General features: G+C 73.3%; 15 protein-coding genes. 10 read left to right on the forward strand and 5 right to left on the reverse strand.

What is annotated here, in order from left to right; all coding sequences use genetic code 11:
* Positions 1–78: 78 nt before the first annotated feature.
* Positions 79–1,017 carry an esterase/lipase family protein gene (locus tag OG524_RS22410; RefSeq protein WP_405389066.1) on the reverse strand — a complete coding sequence of 313 codons (939 nt, stop codon included), beginning with the start codon at positions 1,015–1,017 and terminating at the stop codon, positions 79–81.
* A 345-nt stretch (positions 1,018–1,362) separates the two neighbouring features.
* Here OG524_RS22410 and OG524_RS22415 point away from each other — a divergent pair, with 345 nt between their 5' ends.
* Entirely contained in the window at positions 1,363–1,776 is a 414-nt protein-coding gene (locus OG524_RS22415; RefSeq protein WP_384494277.1) for a cobalamin B12-binding domain-containing protein, read from the forward strand.
* A gap of 536 nt (positions 1,777–2,312) precedes the next feature.
* Here the strand turns inward: OG524_RS22415 and OG524_RS22420 are convergent.
* Both OG524_RS22420 and OG524_RS22425 read right to left on the reverse strand, forming a co-directional pair.
* The gene (locus OG524_RS22420) at positions 2,313–3,992 is read right to left on the reverse strand and encodes a DUF5691 domain-containing protein (protein WP_405389065.1); all 1,680 of its coding nucleotides are present in this window, start codon (positions 3,990–3,992) and stop codon (positions 2,313–2,315) included.
* A gap of 49 nt (positions 3,993–4,041) precedes the next feature.
* The gene (locus OG524_RS22425) at positions 4,042–5,460 is read right to left on the reverse strand and encodes an SWIM zinc finger family protein (protein ID WP_405811573.1); all 1,419 of its coding nucleotides are present in this window, start codon (positions 5,458–5,460) and stop codon (positions 4,042–4,044) included.
* A 137-nt stretch (positions 5,461–5,597) separates the two neighbouring features.
* Between OG524_RS22425 and OG524_RS22430 the strand changes: the two genes are divergently transcribed.
* From OG524_RS22430 to sucD, 6 genes are all read left to right on the forward strand, one after another.
* The gene (locus OG524_RS22430) at positions 5,598–6,110 is read left to right on the forward strand and encodes a hypothetical protein (RefSeq protein ID WP_405811574.1); all 513 of its coding nucleotides are present in this window, start codon (positions 5,598–5,600) and stop codon (positions 6,108–6,110) included.
* 150 nt (positions 6,111–6,260) lie between these two features.
* Entirely contained in the window at positions 6,261–7,385 is a 1,125-nt protein-coding gene (locus OG524_RS22435) for an AAA family ATPase (protein ID WP_405389062.1), read from the forward strand.
* Complete coding sequence (locus OG524_RS22440) at positions 7,382–9,712, forward strand: DUF5682 family protein (RefSeq protein WP_405389061.1); 2,331 nt, start codon at positions 7,382–7,384, stop codon at positions 9,710–9,712. The genes OG524_RS22435 and OG524_RS22440 overlap by 4 nt, the downstream gene beginning before the upstream one ends.
* Positions 9,713–9,807: 95 nt before the next feature.
* Entirely contained in the window at positions 9,808–10,983 is a 1,176-nt protein-coding gene (locus OG524_RS22445; protein WP_405812483.1) for a VWA domain-containing protein, read from the forward strand.
* Between the two features lie 332 nt (positions 10,984–11,315).
* Complete coding sequence (sucC, locus tag OG524_RS22450; protein ID WP_405389060.1) at positions 11,316–12,497, forward strand: ADP-forming succinate--CoA ligase subunit beta; 1,182 nt, start codon at positions 11,316–11,318, stop codon at positions 12,495–12,497.
* Positions 12,498–12,518: 21 nt separating this feature from the next.
* Positions 12,519–13,403: a succinate--CoA ligase subunit alpha gene (gene sucD, locus OG524_RS22455; RefSeq protein WP_329208168.1), complete on the forward strand. Its 885-nt coding sequence runs from the start codon at positions 12,519–12,521 to the stop codon at positions 13,401–13,403.
* A 109-nt stretch (positions 13,404–13,512) separates the two neighbouring features.
* On the opposite strand, the gene OG524_RS22460 is transcribed toward sucD, so the two are convergent.
* Positions 13,513–14,760, reverse strand: a complete 1,248-nt coding sequence (locus OG524_RS22460) for a sigma factor-like helix-turn-helix DNA-binding protein (RefSeq protein ID WP_405389059.1) — start codon at positions 14,758–14,760, stop codon at positions 13,513–13,515.
* 116 nt (positions 14,761–14,876) lie between these two features.
* On the opposite strand from OG524_RS22460, the gene OG524_RS22465 reads away from it, so the two are divergent.
* The gene (locus tag OG524_RS22465) at positions 14,877–16,580 is read left to right on the forward strand and encodes a DUF6350 family protein (protein WP_405811575.1); all 1,704 of its coding nucleotides are present in this window, start codon (positions 14,877–14,879) and stop codon (positions 16,578–16,580) included.
* Between the two features lie 14 nt (positions 16,581–16,594).
* Here OG524_RS22465 and OG524_RS22470 read toward each other — a convergent pair whose 3' ends face one another.
* A complete protein-coding gene (locus tag OG524_RS22470; protein ID WP_405811576.1) occupies positions 16,595–17,611 on the reverse strand; it encodes a hypothetical protein in 1,017 nt (338 codons plus the stop codon).
* A gap of 238 nt (positions 17,612–17,849) precedes the next feature.
* Between OG524_RS22470 and purN the strand changes: the two genes are divergently transcribed.
* Complete coding sequence (gene purN, locus OG524_RS22475) at positions 17,850–18,506, forward strand: phosphoribosylglycinamide formyltransferase (RefSeq protein WP_405389056.1); 657 nt, start codon at positions 17,850–17,852, stop codon at positions 18,504–18,506.
* Positions 18,493–20,046: a bifunctional phosphoribosylaminoimidazolecarboxamide formyltransferase/IMP cyclohydrolase gene (gene purH / locus OG524_RS22480; protein ID WP_405389055.1), complete on the forward strand. Its 1,554-nt coding sequence runs from the start codon at positions 18,493–18,495 to the stop codon at positions 20,044–20,046. The genes purN and purH overlap by 14 nt, the downstream gene beginning before the upstream one ends.
* The last annotated feature ends 196 nt before the right edge of the window (positions 20,047–20,242 follow it).

The following is a 20,242-nucleotide window of genomic DNA, read 5'->3' on the forward strand; positions in this document are numbered from 1 at the left end:
CAATCGGCCGCCTTTCGGTGGACTGTGGGAGCAGGCTTGGCCCTATGTTCGAAGTTAGTTCTATTTCTTCGGGTCGACTCAGGCCACGGAAGTTGCTCCCGGAGTGCTGAGGCCGATCGAATCGTCCGATTCGAGCGCCTGTCGGATCGCGGCGGCGACCGCGGGGTGCACCGGGAGTGCGAGATGACCGATGCCGGAGACGCGCACGTTGACCGCGTCCAGGTCGGGGTGGTCGACGCAGGCCGCCTCGACCGGGACCATCACCCGGTCCAGCTCGCTCCAGAAGCTGATGAACCGGGTCCGGCAGCCGGGGGCCGGGTGGCGCAGCTCCTCGATCAGATCCGAGCCGCTGCGCATCTGGCGGACGATGGGGTGTGCGCCCGCGACCGGGGCGACGGCCGTGCCGCCGTGCGGCGTGCCGAGGGTGACGAGCGTGCGCACCCGCCGGTCGCCGCCGAGCCGCTGCACGTAGTACCGCGCGATCAGGCCGCCGAGGCTGTGCCCCACGATGTCGACCTCGCGGTGTCCGGTGCGGGCACAGATCTCCTCGACATGCCGGCCGAGCAGCTCCGCCGCCGTGCGGATGTCGCAGGTCAGCGGCGAGTAGTTGAGCGACTCCAGGTGGTGCCAGCCGTGCCGGGACAGGGAACGGCGGAGCAGGACGAAGACGGAGCGGTTGTCGATGAAGCCGTGCAGGAGGACGACGGGAGGACGGTCGTCGGCGGCCGGAGGGCCGAGCGGCGTGACGCTCCCCCTCGTCTCACCGGTGGCTGCGGGCGCGGTCGCCGCCGCGCTCTCGCTGTGGGTGGGGGCGGTCCGCGGCTCGGGGTCGGTGCCCCGGCCGGGCGGAGCGGTGCGGGTCCTGCGCTCGGGCGTGATGCCCGAGGGGTAGATGAGCACATGCCCCGCGAGGATCGCCAGCTCCAGGGCGGTTGCTCTCACCAGCGCCGATGACAGCCAGGTGGGGCGCGGACACGGGCGGCGCAGCAGTAGGGGAAGGAAGGACGGGACCTTCATGGCCGGACCTCCTGCACTGGCATGCGGGGGAGGCGGCTCCCTGCCCCGTACGCCCTCACGGGGTGTCGCGGTGGAGGTGACGACGGCCCTGCCGGCCGGGGGTCGTACCACCGTGCCGTGCGGCTGACGGCACGGTGGTACGACGACCTCGCTGCGGCTCCCCTGGCGGCGATCCCTGCACGGCCTGTAGGCCGCCTGACACAGGGAGCACCGCTCGGCGAACATGTCCCATGTGTGATTTCCCCCTCCCGGTCCACCGCGAAACGACGCCGTACGGGATGCTGTGGATAACGTTCGTTCACATCCCCGGCCCTTCCGGCACGGGAGACGCATGTGGAGGCAGTGATGGGTGTGACCGGTCCGATCCGTGTGGTGGTGGCCAAGCCGGGCCTCGACGGCCACGACCGCGGGGCGAAGGTGATCGCGCGGGCGCTGCGGGACGCGGGGATGGAGGTCATCTACACGGGCCTCCACCAGACCCCGGAACAGATCGTGGACACGGCGATCCAGGAGGACGCCGACGCGATCGGTCTCTCGATCCTCTCCGGTGCGCACAACACGCTCTTCGCGAAGGTCATCGCACTCCTGAAGGAGCGCGAGGCGGAGGACATCAAGGTGTTCGGCGGCGGCATCATCCCCGAGGCGGACATCGCTCCGCTGAAGGAGCAGGGCGTCGCGGAGATCTTCACCCCTGGTGCGACGACCGCGTCGATCGTCGACTGGGTGAACGCCCACGTACGCCAGTCCGCGGAGGCCTGACCACCCGCGCTTGCGGGGCATCCGGGCGGGCTCGGTGGGCATCCGGACCGGCTTGCGGGCATTCGGGCGGGCTCGTGGGCATCCGGACCGGGTGGTCAGTCCTTCGGACCGCTACCCGCCGGTGCCGCGCCTTCCCGGCCCGGGGTTGATCCTTCGGGTCCTGGGCCTGCGCCTGCCCGGCCGGGCAGGGCCTCGTCCGGCCGGGCAGGCGCAGGCCGGCCCTGCTGATGTCTGTGCGACCGCCCGGGCCTGCCTGCCCGCCCGGTGTCTGCGTGGCCCGTGCGGGAGTCTGCCCGGAGCGAGCCTCCGGTGCTCGACCCGGTATGGAGCGTCCGTCCCAAGCCCGCGCCTGCCGCGCCTGTACCGCGTTGCCAGTGCCTGCCCAGGCCCGAGCCCTGCCCAGGCCCGAGCCCTGCATGAGCCCGAGCCGGTCCGCGGAGCCTGAGCCGGTCCGGCGCGGCCCGCCGGAGCCCTGGCCGCCCGCTGACCGGCCCGCCGACCGTGGCACGCGGCCGGCGTTGCCCCTTCCGGCCCGGTCACACGGCGCCACCCCGGACCGGGACGTCCCGGTCCGGGATGCTCGCGCACCCGGCGTCCGGTGTCAGTTCCGCGTCCATGGTCGCGCGCAGGCGCAGCGTGGAGACCAGGCGCTGGAACGCCTCCGACCAGTAGCCACCCGCCCCCGGTGACGCGCCCTCCGGCTCGTCGGGGGTGGTGGTCAGCACCTCCAGCCGATCCGCCTCCGCAGGGTCGAGGCAACGCTCGGCCAGGCCCATCACCCCGCTGAAGCTCCACGGGTAACTCCCCGCGTCCCGGGCGATGTCCAGTGCGTCGACCACCGACCGGCCGAGCGGCTCGGCCCAGGGAACGGTGCAGACGCCGAGCAGCTGGAACGCCTCGGACAGACCGTGTGCCGCTATGAAGTCGGCGACCCAGAGCGCCCGTTCGGCGGCGGGCAGGGTGGCGAGGAGTTGTGACCGCTCCGCCAGGGACGCCGTCCCGGGGCCGTTCGCCGGAGGCGTCGAAGGGGTGCCGAGCAGCGCCCGCGCCCACTCGGGGTCCCGCTGCCGCACCGCCGCCCGGCACCACGCGGCGTGCAGCTCGGGCGCCCACCCGTCGGCGACGGGCAGCGCGACGATCTCCCGAGCGGTACGGCCGCCGAACCTCTCCCGCCAGACGGCCAGCGGGGAAGCCTCCACCAACTGCCCCAGCCACCATGACCGTTCACCCCGGCCGGACGGCGGGACCGGCGCCACCCCGTCACGCTGCATCGCGGCGTCGCACTCGTGCGGGGCCTCCACGGCGACGGACACGGCGGCGCCCGTACGGTCGGGGTTCACACACGACGTGGCGCGGTCCGCCATCCGCAGGGCGAGCGCCGAATCCGGCAGCGCGGACAGCAGTTCGGCGGCCGTGGCGCGGACATTGCGGCTGCGGTCCGACAACGCCTCCTCCAGGAACGCCTCGTCGTCGCCGCACAGGCCCGTCCGCAGCGAATCGAGGAACATCAGCCGGTCCTCGGCACGTTCCGTGGACCAGGTGGCCGCGAGCAGGGCCCGCGCCGCGGCGGGATCCTCCGCCCGTACGGCCCCGAGGAGCGCGACCCGTTCCGCGAACAGCCCCTCCTCCCACATCCGGCGCACCGCATCCGGATCCTCGGTGCCGGGCCGGTGCGCACCGCCGGGTGAGGCCCGCAGCGCGAACCTCCACTCCGGATTCAGCCCGGCCAGCCAGAGCCCGCGCGGACCCGCGAACGCCAGCGCGTGCGGTCGCAGGTCCGTGCGCGCCCTGGCCGCGTCCAGAAGGGCGGGCAGCAGCTCGGCCGGAGCACGGAATCCGCGTGCTCCGGCGGAGGCCAGCCACTGGGGGATGAGCTCGGTGAGATCAGGGGTCGTACCCCGCCCCCCGCCGCCCGAGGGGGTGGACCGGTCGGCGAGCAGCTGCGCCAGCCGGTGCCGGGCGGCTACGGGAAGCGGCGGCCGGGGGTCGGCGGGCGCGGGCTCGGGCGCGGGTGCCCCGGCGGCCGGGAGCAGCGCGGCGCGGCGCCGCACCGTGTGGAGCGCCGCCGCGTCCAGCAGGGCTGCCGAGCCATCCGCCGGCCCCGCGCCCGGCGTGCGCCGCAACGGGCGCCGGTCGGTGCCGAGCAGGGCCGAGGTGACAAGCTCCTCCCACGGGGCGTTGACCGGCACGGCGGTCGTCGAGTTGGTGGTGGTCATCGGTCCCCTCCGGGTGTCCAGGAGTCGCGGATCGAGGGATTCGGTCACGTCAGACGAGCGCCACGGTCGAACCCGCGCCCATGTCGTCGTCGGACTCGGGACACCAGGCCGTGAGCGGGTCGAAGCCCCGGTGCCCGCACTCGCCGAACACCGTCACGGGGCCACCTCCGGAGAGCGCCACGAGCTTCCACAGGCCCGGCCGGGACACCGCCGAGGAGGAGAGCGGCAGGGCGGAGCCGTCCGTCGCGCCCACCAGCTGCCAGCCGTCCCCGGACGGCACCGGTATGACCTCGCGCAGGGTGGCCGGCCACGCGTCCAGCCACGGGTCGTCCAGCAGGGCACGCCCGTACGCGGCGGCGGCGTCGGCCGTCGTGCCGCCCGGCGGCGGTGCGGTCGCGGCGACGGGCGTGCCGAACCGCTCGCCCAGCTCGGCCCGCAACCGGCCGCCGCCCGGATAAGGCGTCACCTCGGCGTCGATCGTCACCCCCACCGGCAGCGCCAGCCCGGGGGAGCGCCCGGCCGCCCCGAACGACAGCAGCAGCGCCGTGCGCCCCGACCCCCTTCCGTACAGCCAGATGCGACGAGTGACGATCTTGCCGTCCGGTATGTCGTACTGCGCGAGGACCAGCCACCGGTCACGGACCGCCGGTCCCTCGGCGGGTACCGTCAGGCCGACCCGCGCACGCACCGTTGCCGCCAGCGGACCGGGCAGCCGGTCGAGCCCCAGCCACGCCGAGTCCAGCAGATGCAGCAGCGCGCACTCCTCCAGCAGCCGCACCGGCCAGCCCGGGCCCGACGCCGGGATCGAACCCAGCTCCCGCACCCGCCCGGCGAGTCCCGGAGCCTGTGCGTCGACCATGCGGGCCGCGGTCTCCTCCCACTGGCCGTACCCCGGACGGTCGGCCGCCGCCAGCCCGCCGCGCACCAGGTCGGCGAGCCGCTGCTCCAGCTCCTGCGCACCCCCCGTGATGCGCTCGGCCCGGCGTTCGGCACGCCTCCTGGCCGCCTCCGGGTCGGCCGGACCCGCGGCAGGGCCCTCACCCGCAGGGCCCTCACCCGCAGGACCCCCACCCGCCGGGACCGCCGCCCGTCCACGGCGGCCCTCCAGCCACTCCTCGGCCCAGTCCGGGGCCTCCCTCTGTCCCAACGCAGGGTCGCCGGACGCCCAGAGCAGCAGCAGCCCCAGCGCGTGCTTGCACGGGAACTTCCGGCTCGGGCAACTGCACGTGCAGGCGGGCCCGTCCGTATCGATCGCCGTGCGGTACGACGTACTGCCGTTCCCCTCGCACAGCCCCCACAGCGCCCCCGCGCCGGTGCGGCCCGCGTCGGACCACGGACGCCCGGAGCCGAGCCTGCTCCCCGCCCTGCGTGATGCCTCGTCAGGAGCCAGTGCCAGCACCTGTTCCACCGTCCAGCGCGCCACCGGACCGGCGGTGCGCGCGGATTCTCCCCCGTGAGATAGCAGCATGGGAACGACGGTAGGCCGCCCCACTGACAACCGGCTCCGACCTGCGACTTCACCTGCTCCGCGACACCCTGACCGCGTCGGGTCCGTGCGCTTTGCTGCGAAGCGGGAACGGTCGGCAGACCATTCCAGGGGACCTGATGAATCGCCTCACCCGTATCACTCGCCTCACCCACATCAACGGCCGCGGACGCACCGCCCGTTCCGCCGCGCGCGCGGTTCTCGTCGGCGGCCTCGCGCTCGGGCTCACCGCCTGTTCCGGAACGGACGGGGAGTCGGTCGAGGAATCGATCGACCGGGCCGTCGACCGGGCCTTCGACGCGGCCTTCGACGCGGCCGTCGACGAGACCTACGGGGTGACCTGCGAAGTCACCGGCACGAAGGTCGACGAGATCCGGTTCCACGACGGCGGGGACGACGGCGGGGACGACGCCACGGAGCCGACGACGGAGACGGTCGAGTCGCCCACGCTCCCGTGGCGGAAGACCGTCACCCTGCGCGGCATCATGCCGCCCGCGGTCATGCAGCTCGCACCGGAATCGGACGACGTCGCCCGCACGACCACCTACAGGGGCGAGGTCATCACGGAGCCGGAGGGCGAGGCGCTCCTGACGAGCGGCGGCAGCATCGCCGTCCCACCCGCCGTCGGCTGACCTCCCGGTCGCGTCACCCTCTCGCGACCCCCCTTCGAACTCCGCCTGCCACCAGGCCTTTCCCCCGGCCGAGGCCACGGCAGGGGCCGATTGTCAGTGCCATGGTGCACGGTGGATCCACATCGGGTCGAACGATCTGGAGGGGGATCCATGACCGCGTCCGTATCCGTGCACACCGCAGCCGCAGACAGCGGCGGCGAGGTCCTGAGGCCGCACGCCGAGAACGCCTTCGCCGACGAGCTCAAGGCGCTCGTGGCAGCCGACGACCGCCCCAGGCCCGTCCGTTGGAAGCTCTCACCATGGGCCGTCGCCACCTACCTCCTCGGCGGAGCGCTCCCGGACGGCACGGTGATCACACCGAAGTACGTCGGTCCGCGCCGCCTCGTCGAAGTCGCCGTGACCACGCTCGCCACCGACCGGGCCCTGCTGCTCCTCGGCGTGCCCGGCACCGCCAAGACCTGGGTGTCCGAGCACCTCGCCGCAGCCGTCAGCGGAGACTCGACCCTGCTCGTCCAGGGCACCGCGGGCACCCCCGAGGAAGCCGTCCGCTACGGGTGGAACTACGCGCAGCTGCTGGCCCACGGCCCCAGCCGCGACGCGCTCGTGCCGAGCCCGGTCATGCGCGCCATGTCCGAGGGCATGACCGCCCGGGTCGAGGAGCTCACCCGCATCCCCGCCGACGTGCAGGACGCCCTCATCACGATCCTGTCGGAGAAGACGCTTCCCGTCCCCGAGCTGGGCCAGGAGGTCCAGGCCGTGCGCGGCTTCAACCTCATCGCCACGGCGAACGACCGCGATCGCGGGGTCAACGAGCTCTCCAGCGCCCTGCGCCGCCGCTTCAACACCGTCGTGCTGCCGCTGCCCGAGACCCCCGAGGCCGAGGTGGACATCGTGTCCCGGCGCGTCGACCAGATCGGACGCTCCCTCGACCTGCCCGCGGCCCCCGACGGCATGGCCGAGATCCGGCGCGTCGTCACGGTCTTCCGCGAGCTGCGCGACGGCATCACCACGGACGGCCGCACCAAGCTCAAGTCGCCCTCCGGGACGCTGTCCACGGCCGAGGCCATCTCCGTCGTCACCAGCGGCCTCGCGCTCGCCGCCCACTTCGGCGACGGCGTGCTGCGGTCGGGCGACGTCGCGGCCGGCATCCTCGGCGCGGTCGTCCGCGACCCGGCGGCGGACCGGGTGGTCTGGCAGGAGTACCTGGAGACCGTGGTCCGCGAGCGGGACGGCTGGAAGGACTTCTACCGCGCCTGCCGCGAGGTCTCCGCATGACGGTCCGTCCGACGGGCCCGGCCGCGTCCGGAGGACCGCTGCTGCTCGGGGTGCGCCACCACGGTCCCGGATCCGCCCGCGCGGTCCTGGCCGTCCTGGATTCCGTACGGCCGCGTGCCGTGCTCGTCGAAGGACCGCCCGAGGGCGACGCCCTCCTGCCGCTCGCCGCCGACGAACGGATGCGGCCGCCCGTCGCGCTGCTCGCCCACGCGGTGGACGACCCGGGGCGCGCCGCCTTCTGGCCGCTGGCCGAGTTCTCGCCCGAGTGGGTGGCGATCCGCTGGGCGCTGGCGCACGAGATCCCGGTGCGCTTCGTGGACCTGCCCGCCGCGCACTCCCTGGCCATGACGGAGCAGCCGGCGGGCCGGCCGGAGGACACGGCCGTCGATCCGATCGGTGTCCTCGCGGCGACCGCCGGCTACGACGACCCCGAGCGATGGTGGGAGGACGTCGTCGAGCACCGCGCCACGGACGGAGCACCGGCCGACCCACGGGCACCGTTCGCCGCCCTCGCCGAGGCGATGACGGCACTGCGCGAGGCGTACGGGGACGGCGGGCACCCACGGGACGCCGTACGGGAAGCCCATATGCGCATCCAGCTGCGCACCGCCCGCAAGGAGTTCGGCGACGACATCACCGTCGTCTGCGGCGCCTGGCACGTCCCCGCGCTCGCCGCCCGGACGACACTCGCCGCCGACCGGGCCCTCCTCAGGGGGATCCCCAAGGTGAAGACGGAGCTGACCTGGGTGCCCTGGACGCACCGCCGGCTCGCCCGGCACAGCGGATACGGCGCCGGGATCGACTCGCCCGGCTGGTACGGGCACCTCTTCGCCGCGCCCGACCGGCCCGTCGAGCGCTGGATGACGAAGGTCGCGGGAATGCTGCGCGAGGAGGACCGGCCCGTCTCCTCCGCCCACGTCATCGAGGCCGTGCGGCTCGCCACGACGCTGGCCGCCGTGCGGGACCGTCCGTTCCCCGGCCTCGCCGAGGCCACCGACGCCGTCCGGGCCGCCATGTGCGAGGGCTCCGACGTGCCGCTGGCCCTCGTGCACGCCCGGCTCGTCGTCGGCGAGACCCTCGGCGAGGTGCCCGACACCGCCCCCGCCGTCCCCCTCCAGCGTGATCTGACCCGGCAGCAGCGCACCCTGAGGCTCAAGCCCGAGGCGAAGGAGCGGGAGCTGGGGCTCGACCTACGCAAGGACACCGACGCGGCCCGCAGCAGACTGCTGCACCGGCTGCGGCTCCTGGGCGTCGGCTGGGGCGAGCCCGCGGCCGGCCGGGGCGGCACCGGGACGTTCCGCGAGAGCTGGCGGCTGCGCTGGGAGCCGGAGCTCTCCGTACGGATCGCGGAAGCCGGCGTCTGGGGCACCACGGTGCTCTCCGCCGCGACCGCCAGGGCGGAGTCGGACGCCGTCGCGGCGACCGCGCTCGCCGACGTCACCGTGCTCGCCGAGCACTGTCTCCTGGCCGAACTGACCGAGGCGCTGCCCGTCGTCATGAAGGCCCTCGCCGACCGGGCCGCCCTCGACACGGACGTCGGCCATCTCGCCGACGCGTTGCCCGCCCTGGCCCGCTCCCTGCGGTACGGGGACGTGCGGGGCACCGGCACGGCGGCCCTGGGCGAGGTCGCCGTCGGCCTCGCCGAGCGGATCTGTGTCGGCCTGCCACCCGCCTGCACCGGCCTCGACGCGGACGGAGCCGCGGAGCTGCGGCACCGGTTGGACGGGGTGCACACCGCGATCGGGCTGCTGGCCGGCGCCGTCCCCGCGGACGGACTCCGGGAGCGCTGGGCCGACGTCCTGCGCAAGCTGTCCGCCAGGGACACCGTCGTGGGAGTGATCCGGGGCCGTGCCACCCGCCTCCTCCTGGACGACGGGCTGCTCGCCGAGGAGGAGGCGGCACGACTGATGGGGCTGGCGCTCTCACCCGGCACGCCACCGGCCGACGCCGCCGCCTGGATCGAGGGCTTCGTCGGCGGCGCGGCGGGCGGCGGCATGCTGCTCGTCCACGACGAGCGGCTCCTCGGACTGGTCGACGCCTGGCTCACCGGCGTACCGGCCGACCTGTTCACCGATGTGCTGCCCCTCCTCCGCCGCACGTTCTCGGCCTACGAACCAGGCGTACGGCGCACCCTCGGCGAGCTCGTCCGCCGAGGTCCGGCCCCGGAGGCGGCACACGGCGTGGACACGGCCGGTGCGCCCGGGTTCGGAGCCGGACTCGACGAGGAGCGCGCGGACGCCGTGGTGCCGGTGCTCCGCCTGCTGCTCGGGCTCGACCACGCGGCGACGGGCGGCGCCCCGATGACGACAGGGACGGAAACCCGATGACCAAGGACCGGGCGGACACGAAGGACACCACGGGCACGAGGACGACCACGGACACCACGGACCGGGCGGACACGACGGGACAGGAGAGGACGACGATGACAGCGGCCCCGGCCGGACCGCCGGCCGCCGACGAGCGGCTGCGGCGCTGGCGCATGGTGCTCGGCGCGGACGGCGCCGAGAGCACCGGGCACACGCTCACCGGCCGTGACGTCCCCATGGACGGAGCCCTGACCGCGCTGTACGGCGGAGGGAAGAAGCCCGGTGGCCGGGGCGGCAGCGACCGTTCCGCCGGGCTCGGCGCGTCCGCCCCGTCCGTCGCCCGCTGGCTCGGCGACATCCGTACGTACTTCCCGAGCTCCGTCGTCCAGGTCATGCAGCGTGACGCGATCGACCGCCTGGGGCTGTCCGCCCTGCTGCTGGAGCCCGAGATGCTGGAGGCCGTGGAGCCCGACGTCCATCTCGTCGGCACGCTGCTCTCGCTCGGCAAGGCCATGCCCGAGACGACGAAGGAGACCGCGCGGGCCGTCGTGCGCAAGGTCGTCGAGGACCTGGAGAAGCGCCTGGCCACCCGCACCAGGGCGACACTCACCGGAGCCCTGGACCGTTCGGCCCGCATCAGCAGGCCGCGCCACCGGGACATCGACTGGGACCGCACCATCCGCGCCAACCTCAAGAACTATCTACCCGCCCACCGTACGGTCGTTCCCGAGCGCCTCGTCGGACACGGGCGCGCCGACCGGGGCGTACGCAAGGACGTCATCCTCTGCATCGACCAGTCGGGGTCCATGGCGGCCTCCGTCGTCCACGCCTCGGTCTTCGGCGCGGTGCTCGCCTCCATGCGCACCCTGACGACCAGGCTGGTCGTCTTCGACACGGCCGTGGCCGACCTCACCGACCAGCTGGACGACCCGGTCGACGTGCTGTTCGGCACCCGGCTCGGCGGCGGTACGGACATCAACCGCGCCCTCGCCTACTGCCAGTCGAAGATCACCCGTCCCGCCGACACCGTCGTCGTCCTCATCAGCGATCTCTACGAGGGCGGCATCCGCGACGAGATGCTCAAGCGGGTTGCCGCGATGAAGGCCTCCGGCGTGCAGTTCGTTTCGCTGCTCGCCCTCTCGGACGAAGGGGCGCCCGCCTACGACCGGGAACACGCGGCCGCGCTGGGGGCGCTCGGCGCACCTGCCTTCGCCTGCACCCCGGACCTCTTCCCGGAGATCATGGCCGCCGCGATAGAGAAGAGGCCCCTGCCGGTACCGGACAGAGGCTGAGGAGTCGCGGGCGGGCAGTCACCGTTCCGGAGTATCCGCACCTCGCGGCCCGGGGGACTCCGCCCGGACCGCCCCGGCCCTGCCGCAGGCCCGGCACGCACGCCGTTTTGTCCCTCGCACCCCGGCCACCAGCGCGATCTGTGACCGTTATCACCGCGCAGGTGTGATCTGCAATTTAGGGTCCGGCCGAGCGCGGGGATAACCTGCCGGATGGACATGCCGCGTACCCGGACACCGTGTGCGCCTCCCTAGTGACTGCGCAGTCACGTTGCCCTCGCGGCACGCCCACGCAGAAAACGAACCGCGAGACCACTAAATAGGGACGGACGCGCGTGGACCTGTTCGAGTACCAGGCGAGGGACCTCTTCGCCAAGCACGGTGTACCGGTGCTGGCCGGTGAAGTCATCGACACGCCTGAGGCAGCCCGCGAGGCGACCGAGCGGCTGGGCGGCAAGTCAGTCGTCAAGGCGCAGGTGAAGGTCGGTGGCCGAGGCAAGGCCGGCGGCGTGAAGCTGGCGGCCGACCCCGACGAGGCGGTCGCCCGTGCGACCGACATCCTCGGGATGGACATCAAGGGCCACACGGTCCACAAGGTGATGATCGCCGAGCTGTCCCCGGAGATCGAGGCGGAGTACTACGTCTCGTATCTCCTCGACCGCACCAACCGCACCTTCCTGGCCATGGCCTCGGTGCAGGGCGGCATGGACATCGAGGAGGTCGCGGAGAAGACCCCCGAGGCCCTCGCGAAGGTCCCGGTCAACGCCGTGGACGGCGTCGACATCGTCAAGGCCCGCGAGATCGTGGCCCAGGCGAAGTTCCCGGCCGACGTGGCCGAGGGTGTCGCCGAGGCCATGGTCACCCTGTGGGACACCTTCGTCGCCGAGGACGCCCTCCTCGTCGAGGTCAACCCGCTGGTGAAGACCAAGGACGGCCGGATCCTGGCCCTGGACGGCAAGGTGTCTCTCGACGAGAACGCCGACTTCCGTCAGCCCGGCCACGAGGCCCTCGAGGACAAGGCCGCGGCCAACCCGCTCGAGGCCGCCGCCAAGGCCAAGAACCTCAACTACGTCAAGCTCGAGGGCGAGGTCGGCATCATCGGTAACGGTGCCGGTCTGGTCATGTCGACCCTGGACGTCGTCGCGTACGCCGGTGAGAACCACGGCAACGTGAAGCCCGCCAACTTCCTCGACATCGGTGGCGGCGCCTCCGCCGAGGTCATGGCGAACGGCCTGGAGATCATCCTCGGCGACCCGGACGTCAAGTCCGTCTTCGTCAACGTCTTCGGTGGCATCACCGCGTGCGACGAGGTCGCCAACGGCATCGTCCAGGCGCTTGAGCTGCTCAAGTCCAAGGGCGAAGCGGTCACCAAGCCGCTCGTCGTGCGCCTCGACGGCAACAACGCGGAGCTGGGTCGCAAGATCCTCTCCGACGCCAACCACCCGCTCGTGCAGCGCGTGGACACCATGGACGGCGCGGCCGACAAGGCCGCCGAGCTCGCCGCGGCTGCGAAGTAAAGGACGAGGGACTCCAACACCATGGCTATCTTCCTCACCAAGGACAGCAAGGTCATCGTCCAGGGGATGACCGGCGCCACGGGCATGAAGCACACCAAGCTCATGCTGGCCGACGGCACCAACATCGTCGGTGGCGTGAACCCGCGCAAGGCGGGCACGTCCGTCGACTTCGACGGCACCGAGGTACCCGTGTTCGGCTCCGTCGCCGAGGCGATCGAGAAGACCGGCGCCGACGTGTCCGTCCTCTTCGTGCCGCCGGCCTTCGCGAAGGCCGCCGTCGTCGAGGCGATCGACGCCGAGATCCCGCTGGCCGTCGTGATCACCGAGGGCATCGCCGTCCACGACTCGGCCGCCTTCTGGGCGTACGCCGGTTCGAAGGGCAACAAGACCCGGATCATCGGCCCGAACTGCCCCGGCCTGATCACCCCCGGCCAGTCCAACGCCGGCATCATCCCGGGCGACATCACGAAGCCCGGCCGCATCGGTCTCGTGTCCAAGTCCGGCACGCTGACCTACCAGATGATGTACGAGCTCCGTGACATCGGCTTCTCCTCCGCCGTCGGCATCGGTGGCGACCCGGTTATTGGTACGACGCACATCGACGCCCTCGCGGCGTTCGAGGCCGACCCCGAGACCGACCTCATCGTGATGATCGGCGAGATCGGCGGCGACGCCGAGGAGCGTGCGGCCGACTACATCGCGAAGAACGTCACGAAGCCGGTCGTCGGTTACGTCGCGGGCTTCACCGCCCCCGAGGGCAAGACCATGGGCCACGCGGGCGCCATCGTCTCCGGCTCCTCCGGCACCGCCGCCGCCAAGAAGGAGGCCCTCGAGGCCGCCGGTGTGAAGGTCGGCAAGACGCCGACCGAGACCGCCAAGCTGGCGCGCGAGATCCTCGGCGGCTGACCGTGCGCCGTGGCGGCCCGTCCGCCGCGGCACCGTGTCACCCGTGGCAACGGCGCGGGCCCGCACCCCTCATCGAAGGGGTGCGGGCCCGCGCCGTTCGCGTGGCCGGTCAGGGGATGCGCGGTACCAGGCGTTCCGGACCGTGCGTGAACTGGCCGCGCAGCGCCTTCTGCAGCTTCAGATCCTGCGTCGTGAGCTTCTGCGGGCCGCCCCGCGGGGGCACGCCGCCCACCCGTTCGGCGGGTGCGAGCGGCTGTTCGTACTGGGTGGGGGCCGTCTTCAGCGTGAAGGCCGTCGTGCCGATCAGCATCACGCAGAAGCAGATCGCCGCCCGCGTCCAGAGCTCCGCCTTGCGCTCACTGCCCCGGCGGACCGCCCGTGCCGGAGGCGGCGCGGGCACCTGCTCGGTCCCGGCGAGGGCGAGGGAGCCCAGCCGTTCGTGGATCAGCGCGGACTGCTCGCCGGGGGACGCGGGTCCTGCCAGCTCGGGGATCCGCTCGGCGAGCGCGGCCCGCGCGTTCATCAGCCTGCTCGCCGCGGCGGGGGTGCTCGCCTCGGTCTCCGCCGCAGTCTCCGGCAGGTCCAGCCCCACACCGTCGTAGAGCAGCAGGGTCCGGCGGTACGAGGGCGGCAGGTCCAGCAGCGCGTCGAGGAGCGCGCCGCGCCCCGGATCGTCGGGACGCGTGTCGGCACGGCGGTGCGCGCGGCGCAGCCGGTGCCAGGGCGACATCGCGTACTCGTACGCCGCCGCCCGCACCCAGCCCGCCGGGTCACGGTCCCTGGCGACCTCGGGCCAGCGGTGCCAGGCGAGCTGGAAGGCGTGGTCGACGGCTTCCCGGGACAGCTGCCGACGCCCGGTCAGCAGATAGGTCTGGCCGACGAGACCGGGCGCGGTGCGTGCGTACAGGGTGTCGAACGCCTCCTCGGCCGTCGGACCGCCAGGGACCGGTGCGGCCGGTGCGGTCCCGGCAGGTCCGGCAGGTGAGGAAGCGGAACCGGCCGGTACGGGAACGGCCTCGGCCGGTACGGAGGTGTTGGTCCCGGCGCCTGTGGTGGCGCCGGTGCCGGGCTCGGTCGGGGACATCGTGGTGCTCCCGGTGGCTTCGACGGAGGGGGGTGCCGCGTCCGGCACCGCCGTGCGCGACGCGGCGGAGCCGATCAGCCTGGCGTACGCCGTGCGGCGGCGCCCCCGCGGGCTGGTGCGCCCTGTTTCCCAGGCGCGGACGGTGGCGGGTGTGACGCCCACGGCCGCCGCGACCTGGTCCTCACTCAGTGCCCGGGCCTCGCGCAGTCTGCGGCGCTCCTTGGGAGAGGGCAGCGGGGCGGCGGAGGACGGACCGGTGGCGCTCCGTGTCATGTGCGGCCCCCGTCGGCACTGCACTGGGTGAAAAAGTACATAAGCATATATTGAGCGACACAGCGGCCATTCGCCCGTTACACGAAATAAGCGCGTGTCGTTGGGAGCATGGCCCGGTGACCCAAGTGACCGAGCGCAGCCCGATGTTGTCGGCCGAGCGGAGCAGGTCCGCCGTGCTGGCCTCCGCCTTCGTGCGCGGGACGATCGCGGCCGGGCTCGGGCTCGGCTCGCTCGCCGTGCTGGTCATGGTGCTGTGGATCAGCTCCCCGTATCCCGACAGCGGCCCGGGCGGCGCCCTGCACGTCGCGGCCGGGCTCTGGCTCCTCGCGCACGGCGCCGAACTCGTGAGATCCGACACCCTCGGCGGACACCCGGCCCCCGTGGCCACCGTCCCGCTGCTGCTCGTCGTCCTGCCGGTGTGGCTGGTGCACCGAGCCGCCCGGGACTCCGCGGAGACCGACGGGGACCCCGTGGGCAGGCACTCGGCGGTCGGGGCGTTCTGTGCGGTGAGCGCCGGATACCTGCTGGTGGCGATGGCCACGGCGGCGTACGCGCAGGGCGGTGGGATGCCTGCCGAGCGCACCACGCTCGCCTTCCCGCTCGCCGCAGTGGTGGCCGGTGCGGCGGCGGCCGGGGTGTGGACGGCGCGCGGGCGCCCGCTGGGACCGCTGCTGGCCTGGGCACCGCTCGCGCTGCAGGAGGCCGCCGCCCGCGCCCGGTTCAGGGCCGGGGCGGAGACGGCCCTGCGGTCGGCGGCGGCCGGGGTGATGGTGCTGCTCGGCGGCGGGGCGCTGCTCGTCGCCGTGGCACTCGTCTGGCACGCGGGGCCGGCCCGGGAGTCGTTCCTGGCACTGTCGGGCCACTGGGCGGGCCGGGTCTCCGTACTGCTGCTGGCACTGGCGCTCGTGCCGAACGCGGCGATGTGGGGCGCCGCCTACGGGCTCGGGCCCGGCTTCTCCCTCGGTACGGCCTCCACGGTCACCCCACTGGCCTTCGTAGGACAGCCGGCACTGCCGGACTTCCCGCTGCTGCACGCGGTCCCGTCCCAGGGCCCGGGGGCGGTGGCCAACTGGGCGGCCGTGGCGGTGCCGGTCGTCGCCGGCCTGACCGTGGCCCGCTTCGCCGCGCGAGGGGCGGCGCCCGTCCGTGGGGAGCGGGACGAGGCCTGGAGCGCCGGGGGTACGGCGCAGGTGGCGGCGCTCGCGGCCGTCGGCTGCGGCGCGGGCACGGCGGTGCTCGCGGCGGCGTCGGGCGGCCCACTGGGGACCGGAGCGCTGGCGGAGTTCGGGCCGGTGTGGTGGCTGGTGGGTCCTGCGGCGCTCGCCTGGACGGCCGCGATCGGTGTCCCCGTGGCGCTGCTGCTCAGGGCATGGCGGCTGCGGGAGAACCGATGGGGCCGGCGGCGGGACCTGACGGAGAAGGAGCCCGAGAGGGATACGGGGGAGAGGGAGGAGAGCAGGGCGGAGAGGAAGGAGCGGAAGGTGCAGAAGGTGCAGAAGCGGGCACGGGGTAAGGATCAGGCGGCTTCGGAGGAGCAGGCGCCCGGCGTGGACGCCGAAGCGTACGAATTCCTGTCGGCCGACTCCTGGCACGAGGACGGCGCGAGGAAGGCCCGCTGGGCCACGCTCCGAAAGGCCTCCGGCGGTCTGATGGCGGACTTCCCGGCGGACCGGAAGAACGGAACGGATCCGGACCCCGGAGGCGCACCGGACACCGGAGTCGCGCCGTCCCCCGCAGGCGCGCCGGGGGACGGAACGTGGACCGGCCGGGTTCCGGATGCCCAGGGGCACCGGAACCCGGCCGGGGAGAACGAGGCCTGACGGTCGCTCCGGGGCTACTTCTTCACGCCGAAGAAGGGCTCCAGCGGGTCGGGCAGCAGGTCGTTGCAGGCCAGGGCGCCGGACTTGGTGAGCGCGTCGTTCACGCACGTGTAGTAGTCGCGGTAGACCAGCTCGACCGTGAAGCTCGTGGCGACGATCGTCAGCGCGAGCAGCGCGGTCACCAGGCCGCTCACGGCCGCCGTGGTCTGCTGCCGACCACTGATCTGCCCGGTGGCGGCACCAGCGCCGGGAGCGGCACCGGAAGCTCCGCCGGGAGCGGCTCCCGGAGCGGTCCCGGACGGCGCGGTGGCGGCGGGCGTACGGTCCTGGGCCCCGCCGGACCCCGTGGCGTCAGGCGTCCCGGCCTTCCGCGGTCCGGTGCGCAGGGCGCTGATCGACCAGTACACGGCGAGGGCGCCGAGCAGCAGGGCGATCTCGGGGAAGTCGAAGAGGGCGAAGAAGAACGCCCACATGCCGCCCAGCACCGCGTAGCGGGCGCGCCGCTGAGCGGGATCGGTGGGATCCCAGCGCATTCCGCCGGGACTGCCGTCGGGGCCGCCCTTGCCGCCCTGCCCGCCGGGGCCCCCGGGGCGGCTGCCGAAGCCGCCGTTCTGCCGGCCCGGCTGCTTGTCGCTCCACCGGCTGCCCCAGGCGGGCCGGTCGTCGGACGAGCCGTCCTGGCCGCCGTTGCCCGGGTTCCCCGCCCCGGGCGCCGGGTGGCGGGGCTGCCAGGGCTGGTCGGGCCGGTCCTCGGGCGGCGCGGCGAACGGATTGTCGTCCGAGGGCGCGGAGGAGTCCGGTGCCGCCGGAGAGGAGCCGGGCGCCGACGGGGAGTCCGGCGACGGGGAGGAAGCCGACGGGGAGGAAGCCGACGGGGAGGAAGCCGACGGGGAGGAAGCCGACGGGGAGGAAGCCGACGGGGAGGAACCCGACGGGGAGGAGTCCGGCGACGAGGGCCGGCGTTCCCGCATCAGCGCGGAAGTCCGCTCGGGCAGCGGGTGGCCAAAGGCGGTGCGGAGGCGGTCCGGCATGTGGTGAACGTCTTCCCCATCTCGTCATGTCCGCCCTGAGGACGGTTGCCTGTCACCTGACGCTACCTCCCGGCCGCGCCCCCGTCCCGTGGGGGCCGCCGGGTGTGCCGGTATCGTTGCTGACGGTCGGCCCGTTCGTAGAGTTCCCCGTATCGGGGGGCGAGATTCTTTCGTACGACCATACAAACGCATCTTCGGTACCACGCACCTGCCTTACCACGCGAGAAAGGGCCCTGCTGTGGCCTCGCCGCCCCCCTCCGCCGCTCCGGCCCGTCTTGTCGTGCTGGTCTCCGGCTCCGGCACGAATCTGCAAGCGCTGCTCGACGCGATCGGCGACGACCCCGGGAGCTACGGCGCCCAGGTCGTCGCGGTCGGCGCCGACCGCGACGGCACCGTCGGACTCGAGCGTGCCGAGCGTGCCGGGCTTCCCACCTTCGTGTGCAAGCTCGGCGCCCACGCGAGCCGCGCCGAGTGGGACGCCGCGCTCACCGCCGCCGTGGCGGAGCACCGCCCGGACCTCGTCGTGTCCGCGGGATTCATGAAGATCGTGGGCAAGGACTTCCTCGCCGGGTTCGGCGGCCGGATCGTCAACACCCACCCCGCCCTGCTGCCCAGCTTTCCCGGTGCCCACGGGGTGCGCGACGCGCTCGCGTACGGCGTGAAGGTCACCGGGTGCACCGTCCACTTCGTCGACGACGGTGTCGACACCGGTCCGATCATCGCGCAGGGCGTGGTCGAGGTGACCGAAGAGGACACGGCGGAGGGCGAAGCCGCTCTCCACGAACGCATCAAGAAAGTCGAGCGCAAGCTGCTCGTCGAGGCCGTAGGGCGGCTCGCCCGCGACGGCTATCGCATTGAGGGACGAAAGGTTCATCTCGGTCATGTCGGTGAATAAGCCCATCCGCCGCGCCCTGGTCAGTGTCTACGACAAGACGGGGCTCGAAGACCTCGCCCGCGGTCTGCACGAGGCGGGTGTCGAGCTGGTCTCCACCGGCTCCACCGCCGGGAGGATCGCCGCCGCCGGGGTGCCGGTCACCAAGGTCGAGGAGCTCACCGGCTTCCCCGAGTGCCTCGACGGCCGCGTCAAGACGCTGCACCCCCGGGTGCACGCCGGCATCCTCGCCGACCTGCGCCTGGACGCCCACCGCGAGCAGCTCGCCGAGCTCGGCGTGGAGCCGTTCGACCTCGTGGTCGTCAACCTGTACCCGTTCAAGGAGACCGTCGCCTCCGGCGCGTCCGACGACGAGTGCGTGGAGCAGATCGACATCGGCGGTCCCTCGATGGTCCGCGCCGCCGCCAAGAACCACCCGTCCGTGGCCGTCGTGACGAGCCCGGAGCGTTACGCCGACGTCCTGGCCGCGGTCAAGGCCGGCGGCTTCGACCTGACCGCCCGCAAGCGGCTCGCCGCCGAGGCCTTCCGCCACACCGCCGCCTACGACGTCGCCGTCGCCTCCTGGTTCGCGGACGACTACGCGGCCTCGGACGACTCGGGCCTCCCCGAGTTCCTGGGGGACACTTTCGTACGCAAGAACGTCCTGCGCTACGGCGAGAACCCGCACCAGCCCGCCGCGCTCTACACCTCCGGCGAGGGCGGTCTCGCCGAGGCCGAGCAGCTGCACGGCAAGGAGATGTCCTACAACAACTACACGGACACCGACGCCGCGCGCCGTGCCGCGTACGACCACACCGAGCCGTGCGTCGCGATCATCAAGCACGCCAACCCGTGCGGCATCGCGATCGCGGACGACGTCGCGACGGCGCACCGCAACGCGCACGCCTGCGACCCGCTGTCGGCCTTCGGCGGAGTCATCGCCGTCAACCGCCCGGTGACCGTCGAGATGGCCGAGCAGGTCGCGGAGATCTTCACCGAGGTCATCGTCGCCCCGGCGTACGAGGACGGCGCGGTCGAGGTCCTCGCCCGCAAGAAGAACATCCGGGTGCTGCGCTGCCCCGACGCCCTGACGTCCGCGTTCGAGGTGAAGCCCATCGACGGCGGGGCGCTGCTCCAGGTCACCGACCGGCTCCAGGCCGACGGCGACGACCCGGCCAACTGGACCCTCGCGACCGGCGAGGCACTCTCCGCGGACGAGCTCAGGGAGCTCTCCTTCGCGTGGAAGGCCTGTCGTGCGGTCAAGTCCAACGCGATCCTGCTCGCCAAGGACGGCGCATCGGTCGGCGTCGGCATGGGTCAGGTCAACCGCGTCGACTCCGCCAAGCTCGCCGTCGAGCGGGCCGGTGAGGAGCGGGCACGCGGTGCGTACGCCGCGTCGGACGCCTTCTTCCCGTTCCCCGACGGCCTGGAGATCCTCACCGCAGCCGGTGTCAAGGCCGTGGCCCAGCCGGGCGGCTCGGTCCGCGACGAGCTCGTCGTCGAGGCCGCGAAGAAGGCGGGCGTGACCATGTACTTCACCGGTACACGCCACTTCTTCCACTGAGGATCCGCAGTGGTCCGCCACAGGCCGCACCCCACTCCGGGTGCGGCCTGTGGCACGCCGGCCCGTGGTGCCTCGGGCGTCCCGCGTCCCGCCGTACGGAATTCCGTCGCCCCTCTGTTCTAATGAATGGCCTTTGCCGGGCCGCGGCCTGCGGGATCGGTGCGGCCCGGCAGTGACCAGTGAGGGAATTCCGTTG

This window comes from Streptomyces sp. NBC_01520 (genome assembly GCF_045040375.1).
In the GTDB taxonomy this organism is placed as follows: domain Bacteria; phylum Actinomycetota; class Actinomycetes; order Streptomycetales; family Streptomycetaceae; genus Streptomyces.

Bases quoted from the DNA above. Each gene is read 5' to 3' on its own strand.
- OG524_RS22435 (WP_405389062.1), top strand. From the start codon at position 6,261: ATGACCGCGTCCGTATCCGTGCACACCGCAGCCGCAGACAGCGGCGGC.
- OG524_RS22425 (WP_405811573.1), bottom strand. From the start codon at position 5,460: ATGCTGCTATCTCACGGGGGAGAATCCGCGCGCACCGCCGGTCCGGTG.
- OG524_RS22420 (WP_405389065.1), bottom strand. From the start codon at position 3,992: ATGACCACCACCAACTCGACGACCGCCGTGCCGGTCAACGCCCCGTGG.
- OG524_RS22430 (WP_405811574.1), top strand. From the start codon at position 5,598: ATGAATCGCCTCACCCGTATCACTCGCCTCACCCACATCAACGGCCGC.
- OG524_RS22415 (WP_384494277.1), top strand. From the start codon at position 1,363: ATGGGTGTGACCGGTCCGATCCGTGTGGTGGTGGCCAAGCCGGGCCTC.
- OG524_RS22460 (WP_405389059.1), bottom strand. From the start codon at position 14,760: ATGACACGGAGCGCCACCGGTCCGTCCTCCGCCGCCCCGCTGCCCTCT.
- OG524_RS22470 (WP_405811576.1), bottom strand. From the start codon at position 17,611: ATGCCGGACCGCCTCCGCACCGCCTTTGGCCACCCGCTGCCCGAGCGG.
- sucD (WP_329208168.1), top strand. From the start codon at position 12,519: ATGGCTATCTTCCTCACCAAGGACAGCAAGGTCATCGTCCAGGGGATG.
- OG524_RS22410 (WP_405389066.1), bottom strand. From the start codon at position 1,017: ATGAAGGTCCCGTCCTTCCTTCCCCTACTGCTGCGCCGCCCGTGTCCG.
- OG524_RS22440 (WP_405389061.1), top strand. From the start codon at position 7,382: ATGACGGTCCGTCCGACGGGCCCGGCCGCGTCCGGAGGACCGCTGCTG.
- purH (WP_405389055.1), top strand. From the start codon at position 18,493: ATGTCGGTGAATAAGCCCATCCGCCGCGCCCTGGTCAGTGTCTACGAC.
- OG524_RS22445 (WP_405812483.1), top strand. From the start codon at position 9,808: ATGACAGCGGCCCCGGCCGGACCGCCGGCCGCCGACGAGCGGCTGCGG.